General features: G+C 72.2%; 14 protein-coding genes. 5 read left to right on the forward strand and 9 right to left on the reverse strand.

All coding sequences use genetic code 11. The features are described from left to right. Positions 1–12: 12 nt before the first annotated feature. Positions 13–537 (reverse strand): TIGR00730 family Rossman fold protein, encoded by a 525-nt coding sequence (locus BX285_RS00620; protein ID WP_121174198.1) that lies wholly within the window; start codon positions 535–537, stop codon positions 13–15. 95 nt (positions 538–632) lie between these two features. Between BX285_RS00620 and BX285_RS00625 the strand changes: the two genes are divergently transcribed. Together BX285_RS00625 and BX285_RS00630 are read left to right on the forward strand one after the other, a co-directional pair. Beyond that, complete coding sequence (locus BX285_RS00625; RefSeq protein WP_121174199.1) at positions 633–1,592, forward strand: class I SAM-dependent methyltransferase; 960 nt, start codon at positions 633–635, stop codon at positions 1,590–1,592. After that, on the forward strand, positions 1,589–2,101 hold the full coding sequence (locus tag BX285_RS00630; RefSeq protein WP_121174200.1) for a hypothetical protein: 513 nt from the start codon (positions 1,589–1,591) through the stop codon (positions 2,099–2,101). The genes BX285_RS00625 and BX285_RS00630 overlap by 4 nt, the downstream gene beginning before the upstream one ends. Positions 2,102–2,120: 19 nt before the next feature. Here BX285_RS00630 and BX285_RS00635 read toward each other — a convergent pair whose 3' ends face one another. Further along, positions 2,121–3,122 (reverse strand): GlxA family transcriptional regulator, encoded by a 1,002-nt coding sequence (locus tag BX285_RS00635; protein ID WP_259470394.1) that lies wholly within the window; start codon positions 3,120–3,122, stop codon positions 2,121–2,123. 80 nt (positions 3,123–3,202) lie between these two features. Here BX285_RS00635 and BX285_RS00640 point away from each other — a divergent pair, with 80 nt between their 5' ends. After that, positions 3,203–3,796, forward strand: coding sequence for an MBL fold metallo-hydrolase (locus tag BX285_RS00640; RefSeq protein ID WP_097236161.1), 594 nt, complete (start codon positions 3,203–3,205; stop codon positions 3,794–3,796). Positions 3,797–3,861: 65 nt separating this feature from the next. On the opposite strand, the gene mnmA is transcribed toward BX285_RS00640, so the two are convergent. Together mnmA and BX285_RS00650 are read right to left on the reverse strand one after the other, a co-directional pair. Next, positions 3,862–4,998, reverse strand: a complete 1,137-nt coding sequence (mnmA, locus tag BX285_RS00645) for a tRNA 2-thiouridine(34) synthase MnmA (protein ID WP_121174201.1) — start codon at positions 4,996–4,998, stop codon at positions 3,862–3,864. A gap of 62 nt (positions 4,999–5,060) precedes the next feature. Beyond that, positions 5,061–6,242, reverse strand: a complete 1,182-nt coding sequence (locus BX285_RS00650) for a cysteine desulfurase family protein (RefSeq protein WP_097236163.1) — start codon at positions 6,240–6,242, stop codon at positions 5,061–5,063. A gap of 203 nt (positions 6,243–6,445) precedes the next feature. Between BX285_RS00650 and BX285_RS00655 the strand changes: the two genes are divergently transcribed. Further along, positions 6,446–7,213 carry an IclR family transcriptional regulator gene (locus BX285_RS00655; protein WP_097236164.1) on the forward strand — a complete coding sequence of 256 codons (768 nt, stop codon included), beginning with the start codon at positions 6,446–6,448 and terminating at the stop codon, positions 7,211–7,213. Here the strand turns inward: BX285_RS00655 and BX285_RS00660 are convergent. Next, the gene (locus tag BX285_RS00660; RefSeq protein WP_097236165.1) at positions 7,119–7,778 is read right to left on the reverse strand and encodes a trimeric intracellular cation channel family protein; all 660 of its coding nucleotides are present in this window, start codon (positions 7,776–7,778) and stop codon (positions 7,119–7,121) included. The genes BX285_RS00655 and BX285_RS00660 overlap by 95 nt on opposite strands. Before the next feature lie 140 nt (positions 7,779–7,918). On the opposite strand from BX285_RS00660, the gene BX285_RS00665 reads away from it, so the two are divergent. Next, on the forward strand, positions 7,919–9,214 hold the full coding sequence (locus tag BX285_RS00665) for an acyltransferase (protein WP_183106969.1): 1,296 nt from the start codon (positions 7,919–7,921) through the stop codon (positions 9,212–9,214). Between the two features lie 215 nt (positions 9,215–9,429). On the opposite strand, the gene BX285_RS00670 is transcribed toward BX285_RS00665, so the two are convergent. The 4 genes from BX285_RS00670 to BX285_RS00685 all read right to left on the reverse strand — a co-directional run bounded on the left by BX285_RS00670 (position 9,430) and on the right by BX285_RS00685 (position 14,519). After that, the gene (locus BX285_RS00670) at positions 9,430–10,476 is read right to left on the reverse strand and encodes an ABC transporter ATP-binding protein (protein WP_121174203.1); all 1,047 of its coding nucleotides are present in this window, start codon (positions 10,474–10,476) and stop codon (positions 9,430–9,432) included. A gap of 34 nt (positions 10,477–10,510) precedes the next feature. After that, positions 10,511–11,647, reverse strand: a complete 1,137-nt coding sequence (locus tag BX285_RS00675; RefSeq protein ID WP_121174204.1) for an ABC transporter ATP-binding protein — start codon at positions 11,645–11,647, stop codon at positions 10,511–10,513. Continuing rightward, a complete protein-coding gene (locus BX285_RS00680; protein WP_097236168.1) occupies positions 11,644–12,654 on the reverse strand; it encodes an ABC transporter permease in 1,011 nt (336 codons plus the stop codon). The genes BX285_RS00675 and BX285_RS00680 overlap by 4 nt, the downstream gene beginning before the upstream one ends. A 98-nt stretch (positions 12,655–12,752) precedes the next feature. Then, positions 12,753–14,519 carry an ABC transporter substrate-binding protein gene (locus BX285_RS00685; RefSeq protein ID WP_097236169.1) on the reverse strand — a complete coding sequence of 589 codons (1,767 nt, stop codon included), beginning with the start codon at positions 14,517–14,519 and terminating at the stop codon, positions 12,753–12,755. Between the last annotated feature and the right edge of the window lie 29 nt (positions 14,520–14,548).

A 14,548-nucleotide genomic window follows, 5' to 3' on the forward strand; every position in this document is an offset into this window, starting at 1 on the left:
GTGCCGATCCTCTCAGGCCTTGAGCTGGGCGAACACCTCGGCGGGCGTGTCCGCGAAGGTGATCAGCTCGGTCAGCGGGCGGGGCAGGAAACCCTCCGCGTCCATCCGCTCCAGCTGGGTGCGCAGGCCCGAGTAGAACCCCTCGGTGTCCAGGACCACCACCGGCTTGTCGAACATCCCGTGCTTCTTGAGCTCCAGCACCTCGGTGACCTCGTCCAGCGTCCCCAGCCCGCCCACCAGGACGACGATCGCGTCCGCCCGGGAGGCCAGCTCCGCCTTCCGCTCGGCCAGGTCGGCGGTCATCACCAGCTCGTCCGCGCCGACGTACCCCTTGTGCCTCAGCATCTCGACCAGCACGCCGACCAGCCGCCCGCCCGCCGCCTTCACCTCGTCGGCCAGCAGCCCCATCAACCCGGCGTTCGACCCGCCCCACACCAGGGTGTGCCCGCCCTCCCCCAGGAGCCGGGCGAACTCGGCGGCGGGGCCGGTGTAACGGTCATCGAGCGAGTACGCGGAGCAGAAGACGCAGATATTCATAGTGCCCACTGGTCTATCACGGCCCACGGCCCCGCTCACCGGGATATCGCGCCCGGCCGACGACAGGCCCCGGGACAGGCCCTAAGGTGCTGCGCGTGCGCCATCTCGAAATATCCGACCTCATCACGGCCGTCGACCTGCGCGACGGCAGCCGGCTCCCGGTCCGGCGCGACGAGGTCGTCCGGCAGCTGCGCGACGGCGGGGACGAGCGCGCCGCCCGGATCGTCGCCGGACTGCCCACCGACCGGGACGGCACGCTCGACCCCGACGCCGTCGACCGCCTCCTCATCAGCGTGCACACCGAACTCCAGCGGCTGAGCGAGGAACTGCGCATCGGCAACCGGCTGGTCCACCTGCTCGGCCCGCTCTTCACCGCGATCCGGGCGGACGGCGCACACCCCGGGCCGTACCGGCTGGTCGACATCGGCTGTGGCCTGGGCTACCTGGTCCGCTGGCTCGCCGCCACCGACGCCCTCGGCCCCGACGTCGAACTGATCGGCGTCGACCTCAACGCCGCGCTCGTCGGCGAGGCCGACCGCCTCGCCCGCGCGGAAGGCCTCGACTGCCGCTTCGTCCACGGCAACGCCTTCGAACTGCCGGAAGCCGCGACCGTCTACGTCTCCACCGGCGTCCTGCACCACTTCAGCGCCGCCGCCCTGACCGGCTTCTTCCAGGCCCAGGCCGCCTCACCCGCACTCGCCTTCTGCCACTTCGACATCGCCGCGACCAGCCTCGCCCCCCTCGGCGCCCGGGTCTTCCACCGCGCCCGGATGCGCCACCCGCTCGGCCGCCACGACGGCGTCGTCTCCGCCGAACGCGCCCACGACGACGCAACGCTCCTGCGGACCGCCGCCGTACCCGGCCTGCGCGCCCTGCTGTACGAGCCCCGCGGCCTGTCCAACCCGTTCTGCACCACCCTGCGCCCGGTCCTCGGGGTGCGTCCGCACCTGGAGGCGCCGCTGCGGCAGGCCCTCGGCGGCCGGGCGTCGCGCCGCCTGGTCGGCCCCGAACACCTGGGCGAGGCCGCGCGGCCGGGCGGGGAGGCCGCCCGATGACACCCGCCGTGCCCCTCCTCCTGCTCGGCCTCGTCGACTCGGCGTTCAGCGGCTTCCGCGCCTACGCCGGCCGCGACGCCCGCATCCGCAAGCACCGGAGCACCCTCCGGGCCGCCGGACGCGGACTGGCCGTCGGCGCGGTCCTCCTGCTCGCCCCCGCCCTGACCGCCGCCCTCCTGCTGCTGACCGCCGCCGACCGGGCCCGCACGTACGACACCCTGGCCGCCGGTGCCCTCGGCTACGCCGTCCCCCTGGCCGGCTACGCGGCCGCCGTCCTGCTCTCCCTCGCCGCCTACTTCACCCTGCCGTTCCGCGCCGCCACCCTGGCCATGGTCATCGGCCTCGGCCCGCTGACCCTGCTGCGCCCGCTCGCCGTCGCCACCGCCTGCCTCGGCACCCTCCGCACCGGCGGCGGCCCGGCCGCCCTGCTGGTCGGCGCCGTCGCGGGCGCGGCCGTCCTGTGCGTCGAGCCGCTGGTGCACCGGCGCTGGTACCGCGAGGTGCGGTGACCGGGCCCCGGAGGTCAGCTCATGCCGTCCTCTCCGGAGGGTGTGCACCGGGCGTTGCCGCCGAACTCACCACGCGGGTGAACGCCCGGCGGTAGGAGCGCGGCGGCACGCCCCGGCGGCGGACGAACTGTTCGCGTAGGACGGCCGCACTGCCGTAGCCCACCCGGCGGGCGACCTCCTCGACCGGCAGGTCCGTCGTCTCCAGCAGCTCCTCGGCGGCGCTCAGCCGCAGCTCCCGCAGCCAGGCGTGGGGGGTGGTGCCCGTCGCGGCGGCGAACCGGCGGGCGAAGGAGCGCTTGCTCATCACCGCCCGCCGGGCCAACTCCGCCACCGGCAGCGGCTCGTGGAGGTGCTCCCGGGCCCAGGCCAGCACCCCGGCCAGGCGTTCGTCCTCGCCGTCCTCCGGGACGGGCGCCGCCAGGTACTGGGCCTGCCCGCCGTCCCGGTGCGACGGCAGCACCATGTCCCGGGCGATGTGATTGGCCAGCGCCGTCCCGTGCTCGCGCCGGATCAGGTGCAGGCACAGGTCGAAACCGGCGGCGGCGCCGGCACCCGTGGTGATCCGCCCCTCGTCCAGGTACAGCGCGTCCGGCTCGACCATCACCTCCGGGTAGGTGCGGGCCAGCAGGGCGGCGAACCGCCAGTGGGTGGTCGCCCGGCGGCCGTCGAGCAGTCCGGCGGCGGCCAGCGCGAACGCGCCGACGCAGTGGGCGGCCACCCTCGCGCCCCGCTCGTGGGCCGCGGCGAGCGCGTCCAGCACGGCGGGCGGGGGCGGCGTGCGGAACTGCGCCCCCGGCAGGGCGAGCACCAGATCGGCGGCGGCCAGCCGGTCGAGGTCGTGCTCGACCGTCAGCGGCACCCCGAGGTCGGTCGGGACGCTGCCCGGCCGGTCCGAACAGAGCGCGAAGTCGAAGCCGGGCGCCGCCTGCCCGTGCGGGCCGAACGTCTCGGCGACGATGCCCACGGCCAGCATGCCGACACCGGGCGGGACGTACGCGGCGACGGTGGTGAAAGGTGCCATGGGGGATGTTGGCACATTTCCTGCGATCAGTGGCATCCGTGCCACTCGTCGGGGATCGAGCGGTTCGACAAGATCGAGACATGAACGACGCACCCCACGGCCGCAGCGCCCAGTACCAGGTCCTGACCACCGGCTACGTCGGCTCCACCGGCCCCGGAGTCGCCGCCACCGTCTCCTACGTCGCCGACGCCGGGCGCCACGTGATCTTCGACCCGGGCATGGTCGCCGGCCACGACGACATCCTCGGCCCGCTCGCCGAACTCGGCCTCGGCCCCGACGACATCACCGACGTCGTGCTCAGCCACCACCACCCCGACAACACCATGAACGTCGGCCTCTTCGGCAAGGCCCGGGTCCACGACCACAAGGTCGAGTACCAGGGCCACCACTGGACCAACCGGGACGCCGAGGGCTACCAGCTCACCCCCTCGCTGAAGCTGATCCGCACCCCCGGCCACAGCCACGAGGACATCACCCTGCTGGCGGGAACGGAGTCGGGCGTGGTCGCCTTCGCCGGCGACCTGTGGTGGCACCAGCACGGCCCCGCCGACGACCCGGTCGCCCCCGACCGGGAGGTGCTGCGCGCCTCCCGCCGCCGGGTCCTGGAGGCGGCCGACATCATCGTCCCCGGCCACGGCGCCCCGTTCGCCCCCGGCGACAACCCGCCGCTCTAGCCGTGCCGGTCAGCCAGGCAGGCAGGCAGGCAGGCCGCTGATCGAGCCGCCCTCGAAAGCGAGAGCTAGGCCGTGACGGCCGGGCGTTCCGTCGTGGCGATGGTGGCGGAGCCGACGACGCGGGTGCCGTCGTAGAGGACGACGGCCTGACCGGGGGCGATGCCGCGGACCGGGGTGTCGAGCCGGACCCGCAGTTCGCCGTCGACCACCGAGGCGGTGACCGGAACCTCCTCGCCGTGGGCGCGGAGCTGGGCGGTGTAGCGGCCGTCGGCCAGGGGCTCGCTGCCGCACCAGCGGGGGCGGATGGCGGTCAGGCCGGTGACGTCGAGGCCTTCGACCGGGCCGACGGTCACGGTGTTGTTCACCGGGGAGATGTCCAGCACGTAGCGCGGCTTGCCGTCGGCCGCCGGGCGGCCGATCCGCAGGCCCTTGCGCTGGCCGATGGTGAAGCCGTACGCGCCGTCGTGCTCGCCGAGCTTGGTGCCGTCGACGTCGAGGATGTCGCCGGTGGCGGTGCCGAGGTGCCGGGCGAGGAAGCCCTGGGTGTCGCCGTCGGCGATGAAGCAGATGTCGTGGCTGTCGGGCTTCTTCGCGACCGCGAGGCCCCGGCGCTCGGCCTCCGCCCGGATCTCCTCCTTGGTGGTGTCACCGAGCGGGAAGAGCGAGTGGGCGAGCTGGTCGGCGTCGAGCACCCCGAGGACGTAGGACTGGTCCTTGGCGCCGTCGACCGCCCGGTGCAGTTCGCGGGCGCCGTCGGGCAGGTCGACGATCCGGGCGTAGTGGCCGGTGCAGACGGCGTCGAAGCCGAGCGCGATCGCCTTGTCCAGCAGCGCGGCGAACTTGATCTTCTCGTTGCAGCGCAGGCACGGGTTCGGGGTCCGCCCGGCGGCGTACTCGGCGACGAAGTCGTCGATGACGTCCTCGCGGAAGCGCTCCGCGAGGTCCCAGACGTAGAAGGGGATGCCGATGACGTCGGCAGCCCGCCAGGCGTCCCGGGAGTCCTCGATGGTGCAGCAGCCGCGGGCGCCGGTGCGGAAGGACTGCGGGTTGGCGGAGAGCGCCAGGTGGACGCCGGTCACCTCGTGGCCCGCTTCGACGGCGCGGGCGGCGGCGACGGCGGAGTCGACTCCGCCGGACATCGCCGCGAGCACGCGCAGTCGGCCGGTGGACGGTGTGGTCGGGGCACCCGGGAAGTCAGTCATGGTGACTACAAGAGTACGGGGCCGCCGGACATGCCCGGCCGGGGATTCCGGCTCGGAGGGGGCTACCGCCGTACCGATGCCAGCCCGGCGTTGCGGGCCCGCTGGACGACCGGCCCGATGGCGGCCGCGAGCGCCGTGACGTCCTCCGGCACCGAGGTGTGACCGAGTGAGAACCGCAGCGAGGCGCGCGCCAGCAGCGGGTCGACGCCCATCGCGAGCAGCACGTGGCTGGGCTGCGGCACCCCGGCGGTGCAGGCCGAACCGGTCGAGCACTCGATGCCGGCGGCGTCGAGCAGCATCAGCAGGGCGTCGCCCTCGCAGCCGGGGAAGGAGAAGTGCGCGTTGGCGGGGAGCCGGCCGTCCGCGGACGGGTCGCCGTTGAGCACCGCGTCCGGCACCTCGGCGAGGACCGCGGAGACCAGGTCGTCGCGCAGCGCGCCGAGGGTCACCGCCTGCTCGGCCTGGTGCCCGACGGCCCAGGCGGCGGCAGCAGCGAAGCCGGCGGCGCCGGGGGCGTCCAGGGTGCCGGAGCGTACGTCGCGTTCCTGGCCGCCGCCGTGGAGCAGCGGGACGGGCGCGGCGCCCCGGGAGAGCAGCAGCGCGCCGATGCCGAAGGGGCCGCCGATCTTGTGTCCGGTGACGGTGAGTGCGGTGAGCCCCGACTCGGCGAAGGAGACCGGGACCTGACCGAGTGCCTGCACCGCGTCGGCGTGCATCGGGATGCCGTACTCGGCTGCGACGGCGGCGAGTTCGCGCACCGGCTGGAGCGTGCCGACCTCGTTGTTGGCCCACATCACGGTGACCAGCGCGACGGACGCGGGGTCGCGTTCGATGGCCGCGCGCAACGCCTCGGGGTGGACCCGGCCCAGCGGATCGACCGGCAGGTACTCGACGGTGGCGCCCTCGTGCTCGGAGAGCCAGTGCACCGCGTCGAGGACGGCGTGGTGTTCGACGGGGCTGCTGAGCACCCGGGTGCGGGCCGGGTCGGCGTCCCGGCGGGCCCAGTACAGGCCCTTGACCGCGAGGTTGTCGGACTCGGTGCCACCGCCGGTGAACACGATCTCGCTCGGGCGGGCGCCCAGCGATTCGGCCAGCGACTCGCGGGCCTCCTCGACCACCCGGCGGGCGCGGCGGCCGGCCGCGTGCAGGGCCGAGGCGTTGCCGACCACCCCCAGGTGCGCCGTCATCGCGGCGATCGCCTCGGGCAGCATCGGCGTGGTCGCCGCATGGTCCAGGTATGGCATAACCCTCCGATTGTAGAGGGCTGGAGGGTGCGGGGCCCCGGCCCGGGGGCATCGATCCTCGGCGTCCGGAGCCGGTTTGTACCGGTACGCCACCCAACGGTTAGCCTGACGCACGCTTCTCCAGCACGTCACCACCCAGCACGTCACCACCCAGCACCACACCACCCAGCACCACACCACCAGCCGGATCCAACGGGAGCGCCATGTCGCAGTCGGTCGACCGCGCGCTGACCCTGCTCGGCGCGCTGGGTGACGCGCCGCTCTCGCTGGAGCAGGCCGCGAGCAGCCTCGGGGTGCACAAGTCCACCGCGCTGCGGCTCCTGCGCACCCTGGAGGAGCACGGCTTCGCCCGCCGTCAGCCCGACCTGCGCTACCGGATCGGCGGCCGGGTGCTCTCGCTGGCCCACCGCGCGCTGGAGGACTTCGACGTCCGGCAGGTCGCCGCGCCCTACCTGGCCGCGCTCAACGCCCGCTGCGGCTACACCGTCCGGCTCGCGGTGCTGCACGACGGCGAGGTGCTGTACCTGGACGAGGTGGCCGGACACCCGGCGGCCGGGCCGTCCCGGATCGGGCGCCGCGCCCCGGTGACGGACACCGCGGTGGGGCGGGTGCTGCTCGCCGGGCTGCCCGCGGACGGGCCGTGCGAGGAGGCCGAGCTGGCGGCGGTGCGCCGCCGAGGTTGGGCGGCCGAGCCGGCCGAGCACCGCGAGCCGGTCGCCTGCGTGGCCGCCCCCGTGGCGGGCAGCGGCGGGCGGACGGTCGCGGCCTGCGCGCTGAGCGCCCCGGCCGGCGAGGTGCCGCCGGCCGAACTGGTCCGGATGGTGCCGGAGCTGCTCTGCACGGCCGAGGCGATCTCGCTCGCGTACGGCGGTTCGCCTACTCCTCGCTGGTGCGAGAACCGTTGCGGTGCCAAGCCCGCGGGGCACGCCAGCCGTACTTCAGGGCGAGCATCCGCAGCCCGAAGGCGGTGAGCGCGGCGGCGGTGCCGGTCAGGCCGGTGAGCCGGTCGGCGCCGATCAGTACCGCGACCAGCGCGGCGCCGACCAGGGCCGGGACGGCGTAGATCTCCCGGTCCCAGCGCAGCAGTGAGGGGATCTCCCCGGCCAGCACGTCGCGGATCACCCCGCCGCCGGCCGCGGTCACCATGCCGAGCGCGATGGCCGCGACGGCGCCGAGCCCGTAGTCGTGCGCCTTGGCGGTGCCGGTGACGCAGAACAGGCCGAGCCCGAGGGCGTCCAGGGTCTGCACCGCCCGGTTGATCCGCTCGACCTCCGGGTGCAGGAAGAACACCACCAGGGCGGCGACCAGCGGGGTCAGGAAGTAGCCGAGGTTGGTGAAGGCGGCGACCGGGGTCGCACCGATGACCAGGTCGCGCATCACCCCGCCGCCGAGCGCGGTGACCTCCGCCAGCACACAGATCCCGAAGATGTCCATGTTCTTGCGGACGGCGAGCAGGGCCCCGGAGAGGGCGAAGACGAAGATGCCGACGAGGTCCAGCGACTGCTGCACGTCGGACGGGAAGATCTGCGAGGTCACCGTCCATGTGTACCCGATGTGTCCGAATGTTCCGGTCCCGGGCCCCTGCTCCGGACGCCGCGGCCCGCCCGGACGCCGCGCGGCCGCCGGCCGGTCCGCTCCGCCCGTACGGACCGGGGGATTCCGCTAGCCTCCCGCCTGTGACGCTGAACTCCCCCGCCCCGTCCAGGCTCGGCTGGCTGGATGCGTTGCGCGGACTGGCCGCCCTGGCCGTCGCGATGCACCACTTCGGGCTCCTCGACAAGCTCCCGCACGGCGCGCGGGTGCCGCAGTACCTGGATCTCGGATTCTTCGGCGTGATGCTGTTCTTCCTGGTCAGCGGCTACATCATCCCGGCTTCGCTGGAGCGGCACGGCAACGTGCGGGCGTTCTGGACCGGACGGATCTTCCGCATCCACCCCGCGGTGATCGTGACCGTGGTCGGCTGCCTGCTGGTGCTGCCCCGCGACGCCACCAGCGTCCAGGGCTTCGCCTTCGCCCACCCGCTGCTGTCCGCCACGGCCAACGCGCTGATGCTGCAGGACCTGATGGGGGTGCCCAGCACCCTCGGCGTGCTGTGGTCGCTCAGCTACGAGATGGTCTTCTACTACTTCGTGACCGCCCTGTTCGTCCTCGGGTGGCACCGGCGCAGCGCCCCGATCGCGTTCGGCTTCGCGGCCGTCGCCCTGGTGCTCGGCGCCTGGCTGCCGATCGGGGCCGTCACCGTGGACCTCGCCTCGACCAGGCACCTGGTGGTCTCCGGCGCGGTCCTCGTGGTGACGGCGATGGCCTGCCTGGCCACCGCCCGCCCGGACCTGACCCGCTGGGGCGCCCTGCTGCTCGGGGGCCTGGGCCTGGCCCTGATCACCCTGAACGGCCGGGCCGCCGGGTTCGAGACCATGCTGATCTTCGCGACCATGTTCGCCGGGACGGTGCTGCACCGGCTGGAGCACGGGCAGATCGACCGGCTCCCGGCCCTGCTCTGCTGCGCCTTCGTCATCGTCTGCGGCGTCACCGCCGGCTACCTGTACGACCACGGCACGGCGCTGTGGCACACCTGGACCGCGTCCTGGACGGCCTTCTCCACCGCCTACCTGGCCGCCTGGGGCGTCTTCGTCACCGGCCTGCTGCTGCGCCGCCGGCACGTCCCCCGCTGGCTCAGCGGCCTCGGCACCATCAGCTTCTCGGTCTACCTCCTGCACGGCCCGCTGATGGTCTTCCTCGCCTGGAAGCTGCGCGGCCACCCGCTCACCGGCTGGCAGGGCCAGACCGCGCTCACCCTCGGCTACCTGGCCGCACTCGTCACCCTCGGCCACCTGAGCCACTGCCTGGTGGAGCTCCCCTGCCAGGCCCTCGGCCGCAAGGCAGCCCGAGCCCTGGACCGCCACTTCCCCCCGCCCGCCCAGGCCCACGCGGACCGGCTTCCGGCGGAGGCCGTCCCGGCCGCCCGCACCTGACAGCCCCGCGAAGTCAACGACGGAAGGCCGCCCTCCCCCGATCAGGGGGCGGGCGGCCTTCAGGCCGAGCCGGAAACGTCAGGCAGCCGAAACGGCAGGCGTGTTCTCCGTGCTGTGCTGGTTGTTCCCCTTGCTCCGCTCGGGACTGTGCTGGTCGTTCCCCGCGCTCCGCTCGGGACTGTGCTGGCTGTTCCCCTCGCTCCGCTCGGGCTGTGCTAGTCGTTCCCCTCGCTCCGCTCAGGGAAGTGACACGCCACCTGGTGCCCCGTCTTCAGCGCCGTCAGCGGCGGCTCCTGGCTGGCGCAGACGTCCTGCGCCTTCCAGCAGCGGGTGCGGAAGCGGCAGCCGCTGGGCGGGTTGATCGGGGAGGGGACGTCGCCGGTGAGCAGGATCCGTTCGCGGCCGGCGCGCTGGCGGCGGCGCGGGTCGGGGACGGGCACGGCGGACATCAGCGCGTTGGTGTACGGGTGCATGGGGCTGCGGTACAGCGAGTCCCGGTCGGCGATCTCCACGACCTTGCCGAGGTACATCACCGCGACCCGGTCCGAGACGTGGCGGACCACCGAGAGGTCGTGGGCGATGATCAGGTAGGTCAGCCCGAGTTCCTGCTGGAGGTCGTCCAGCAGGTTGACGACCTGGGCCTGGATCGAGACGTCCAGGGCCGAGACCGGCTCGTCCGCGACGATCATCTTCGGCTTGAGCGCGAGCGCGCGGGCGATGCCGATGCGCTGGCGCTGGCCGCCGGAGAACTCGTGCGGGTAGCGGTTGTAGTGCTCGGGGCTGAGCCCGCACAGCTCCAGCAGTTCCTGGACGGCCTTCTTGACCCCGCCTTCGGGCTCTACGCCCTGGAGCTTGAACGGCGCGCTGACGATGGTGCCGACGGTGTGCCGGGGGTTCAGCGAGGAGTACGGGTCCTGGAAGATCATCTGGATGTCGCGGCGCATCGGCCGCATCGCCCCGACGCCGAGGTGGGTGATGTCGGTGCCCTCGAACTCGATCGTCCCGCCGGTCGGTTCGTCGAGCCGGGTGACCAGTCGGCCCATGGTCGACTTGCCGCAGCCGGACTCGCCGACGACGCCCAGCGTCTCGCCGGCGTTGACCGTGAAGTCGATGCCGTCGACGGCCCGCACCGCGCCCGTCTGGCGACGCATCAGCCCGCTGCGGATCGGGAAGTGCCGGGTCAGGCCGGTCACCTTCAGCAGCGGCTCGCGCTCGGGGGCGGGCGCCGGCCCGGGGATCGCGGCTGTCTGAGTGTCCGTCATCGGTTCTCTCCAGAAAGGTGGTACGAGGCCGGGCTCACAGCCGGGGCGCGATCTCTTCGGCGAAGATGCGGTGCCGCTCGCCGGCCGGAATGTGGCAGGCCGCGTGGTGCCCGGGCGCGGCTTCGGCCAGCACCGGTACCTCGCTGTCGGAGCGTCCGCCGGTCAGGGCGGCGTACGGGCAGCGCGGGTGGAACGCGCAGCCCGTCGGCACGTTGATCAGGCTGGGCGGGGTGCCCTTGACCGGGACGAGCCGGTCCTGCAGTTCCCGGTCCAGTCGCGGCATCGAGCCCAACAGCCCCCAGGTGTAGGGGTGTTCGGGGGCGTCGAAGAGGGTTTCGGCCGGGCCGCGCTCGACGCACTTCCCGCCGTACATGACCAGGATGTCGTCGGCCAGCTCGGCGACGACCCCGAGGTCGTGGGTGATGATGATGACGGCGGAGCCGAACTCCTCCTGGAGGTCGCGGATGAGGTCCAGGATCTGCGCCTGGACGGTGACGTCCAGGGCGGTGGTGGGCTCGTCCGCGATCAGCAGGGAGGGGTCGTTGACCAGGGCCATGGCGATCATGGCGCGCTGGCGCATGCCGCCGGAGAACTGGTGCGGGTAGTCGTCCGCCCGGCGGTCGGGCTGCGGGATGCCGACCCGGTCGAGCATCTCGATCGCGCGGGTGCGGGCCTGCTTCTTGGTGGCCTGCGGGTGGTGCACCCGGTAGGCCTCGACGATCTGCTGCCCCACCGTGTAGTAGGGGTGCATGGCGGTCAGCGGGTCCTGGAAGATCATCGCCAGTTCCCGGCCGCGCAGTTGGCGCACCCGGTCGGGGCCGGCCGCGATCAGGTCCTCGCCGTCGAGCCGGATCTCGCCGGAGATCCGGGCCCGCTTGGAGCGGTGCAGGCCCATGATGCCGAGCGAGGTGACGGACTTGCCGGAGCCGGACTCGCCGACGATGCCGAGGGTGCGCCCCTTGTGCAGGTCGAAGCTGACCCCGTCGACCGAGCGGACCAGGCCGTCGTCGGTGTCGAAGTGGATCCGCAGGTCGCGCACGGACAGGAACGGATCCCCGGACGGAGCGGGAACGGAGGCCTGAGCGGGAGCGGCCTCGGGGGCCGACACGGAAGCGGCCTCGGGGGCCGACTCGGGAGCGGCGGCCGCCGTGTTCTTCTGGAGCTCGGTCACGAGAGCCTCACCCGGGGGTCGACGAGGGCGTACAGGAGGTCGACCACGAGGTTGCAGGCGACGATGAAGAAGGCGGCGAGGAGGGTGACGCCGAGGATCTTCGGCAGGTCGTTGTCGGAGATCGCCTGGACGGCGAACTGGCCGACGCCCTGGAGCGAGAAGACCTGCTCGGTGATCAGCGCACCGCCGAGCAGCAGCCCGAGGTCCATGCCGAAGATGGTGACGATCGGGGTGAGCGCGGCGCGCAGACCGTGCCGGGCGACGACCTTGCGCTCGGCCAGGCCCTTGGCCCGGGCGGTGCGGATGTAGTCCTCGCTCATCGTCTCCAGCATCCCGGCGCGGGTGAGCCGGGCGTACAGCGCGGAGTACAGGAAGGCCAGCGAGATCCACGGCAGGATCAGGTTGCGGGCCCACATGATCGGGTTGTCGGTGAAGTCGACGTACTGGAGGTTGTCCAGGATCGGCCACTCGTAGCTGAACAGCGTGAGCAGCAGCGCGCCGGTGAAGAAGACCGGCAGCGAGACGCCGGCGAGGGCGATGCCCATCGAGAGCCGGTCGAAGATCGACCGCGGCTTGAGCGCGGAGACGACGCCGGTGGCGACACCGGAGACCAGCCAGAGCACCGCCGCGCCGATGGCCAGCGAGATGGTGATCGGGATCCGCTTGGACAGCTCGGGCCAGACCTCCAGGTGGTTCTTGAAGGAGTAGCCGAAGCAGGGCACGTGGCAGGTGGCCGGTTCCGGCCCGAACTTGTACTCGGCGCCGCTGACCAGCCCCTTGAGGAAGTTCCAGTACTGGGCGTACAGCGGCTGGTCGAGGCCGAGGTTCTGCTTGACCGCCGCGATCGCCTCGGGTGAGGGGTTCTTCCCGATGTACTGGGCGGCCAGTTGGTCGGCCGTCTCGCCGGCGACGCGCGGGAGCAGGAAGAAGATCGCGAAGGTGACCGCGCTGACGACCAGCAGCAGAATCACCGCCGCGAAGATCCTGCGGATGATGTAGGCAAACACAGTTGGGCGGCTCCGGCGGCCCGCCGCCGTCCGGGATCCTCCGGACGGCGGCGGGCGCCGCTGCCTTCACCTGCCTTCAGGGATGCGGAGCCAGGCTCTTACTTGGTGGTGCCGATGTTCAGGGAGTCGTACTCGCCCGAGAACGCCGGGTTGGAGGCGATGTTGGTGGCGTTGTCCGGGCGGTACAGGAAGACCTTGAAGTAGGTCAGCGGGACGATGACCGCCTGCTCCATGACCTTCTTGTCGATGTCGGCGTAGATCTTCTCGCGGGCGGCCTTGTCCGGGTTGACGGCGGCGTCGTCGATCAGCTTGTTGACCGCGGGGTCGTTCAGCTGGGACAGGTTGCTGTTGCCGGAGGCCTTGATCGCGCGGCCGTCGACGACCTGCTGCAGGAAGCCGTAGCCGGTCGGCCAGTCGGCGCCCCACTGCATCATCATCAGGCCGATGTTGTGGTCCTGGGTGAACTGCGGGGCACCGGCGCTGTCGGTCAGGTACTTGCCCTGCGGGTACTGCTGGATCTCGGCGTTGATGCCGACCTTCTTCAGCGCGGCCTGGATCGAGGTGGCCGCGGCGACCTCGGTGGCGCGCTCGGTGCGGGCCGAGATGACGGTGTTGATGCTGTCCTTGCCGCAGGCCTTCAGGGCGTCCTTGGCCTTGGCCTCGTCACCCTTGTTGTCCTTGGTCTCGAACAGGTTGAAGTCCTGGTGGCCCGGGATGTCCGGCGGGAGCACCGTGTTGGCGATCTGGCCGCGGATCGGGCCGCCCTCGGCGGTCTGCACCGAGACCTTGTCGATCGCGAACTGGACGGCCTTGCGGCAGTCGACGTTGTCGAACGGCGCGACCTTGGAGTTGATCGCCAGGTAGACCAGGCGGCCGCCGTAGGCGTTGTCGGTGTTGGCCTTGAGCTTCGGGTTCTGCAGGATCTGCGCCTGGGTCTGCGGGTCGACGCCGCCGCCCACCAGGTCGACCTGGGCGTTGCCGGCCAGCAGGTCCTTGTCGATGGTGGCCTGGTCGATGTTCATCTTGAGCAGGATCTTGTCCGGCAGCTGCTTCCGGATCGGGTCCGTGCTCTTGTCCCAGTTGGTGTTCGGCACCAGGACGGCCTGCTTGCCGTCCTCGTAGGACTCGAACTTGAAGGCGCCCGAGGAGACGATGTGCTTGACGTAGTCGGCGCCGGTGTCCTTGGCCTGCGGGACCGGCGCGGTCTGCGGGGCGCTCACCAGGTAGTCGAAGTCCGCGAACGGGTGCTTCAGGTGGAAGACGATCGTGGTGTCGTCCGGCGTCTCGATCGAGTTCAGGCCGCCGGCCTTGTCCTTGTACGGGCCCGCGTACGGCGTGTCGTTGTCGACCAGCAGGTCGTGGAAGTAGGTCGGGCCGTTGGAGTTCACGTCCGGCGCGAAGTTGGAGCGCTCGACGGCGTACTTGACGTCCTTCGAGGTGATCGGGGTGCCGTCGTCGTACTTCAGGCCCGCACGCAGCTTGTACGTCCAGGTCAGGCCGTCCGCGCTGGGCTGGCCCATGGACTCGGCGAGGTCCGGGACGAGCTTGTTGCCGTCCTCGCCGGCGGCCGGGTTGAAGGTCGTCAGCGGACGGGCGTACAGGCGCGAGAAGTTGTAGATGTACGCGTAGTACGTGTTGCCCGGGTCGAGCGAGTCCGGGGTGCCCTTCATCTCGAAGGTGACCGTCCCGCCCTTCTTGTCCGAGGCGTTGACGATGTTCTTGGTGGCCGCGTTGGCTCCGCCGCCGCCCGAGGCGGAGGACGAGGAGGACGTGTCGGCGTTCTTCGTCGAGCTGTTGCAACCGGTGACGACCAGGACGGCGGCGGCGGCCATCGCGGTCAGGGCGACGGTACGGGACCTACGCATGGGTGAGATCAACCCCTTGAGGAGTGGAG

The organism is Streptomyces sp. 1114.5 (assembly GCF_003635085.1).
In the GTDB taxonomy this organism is placed as follows: Bacteria; Actinomycetota; Actinomycetes; order Streptomycetales; family Streptomycetaceae; genus Kitasatospora.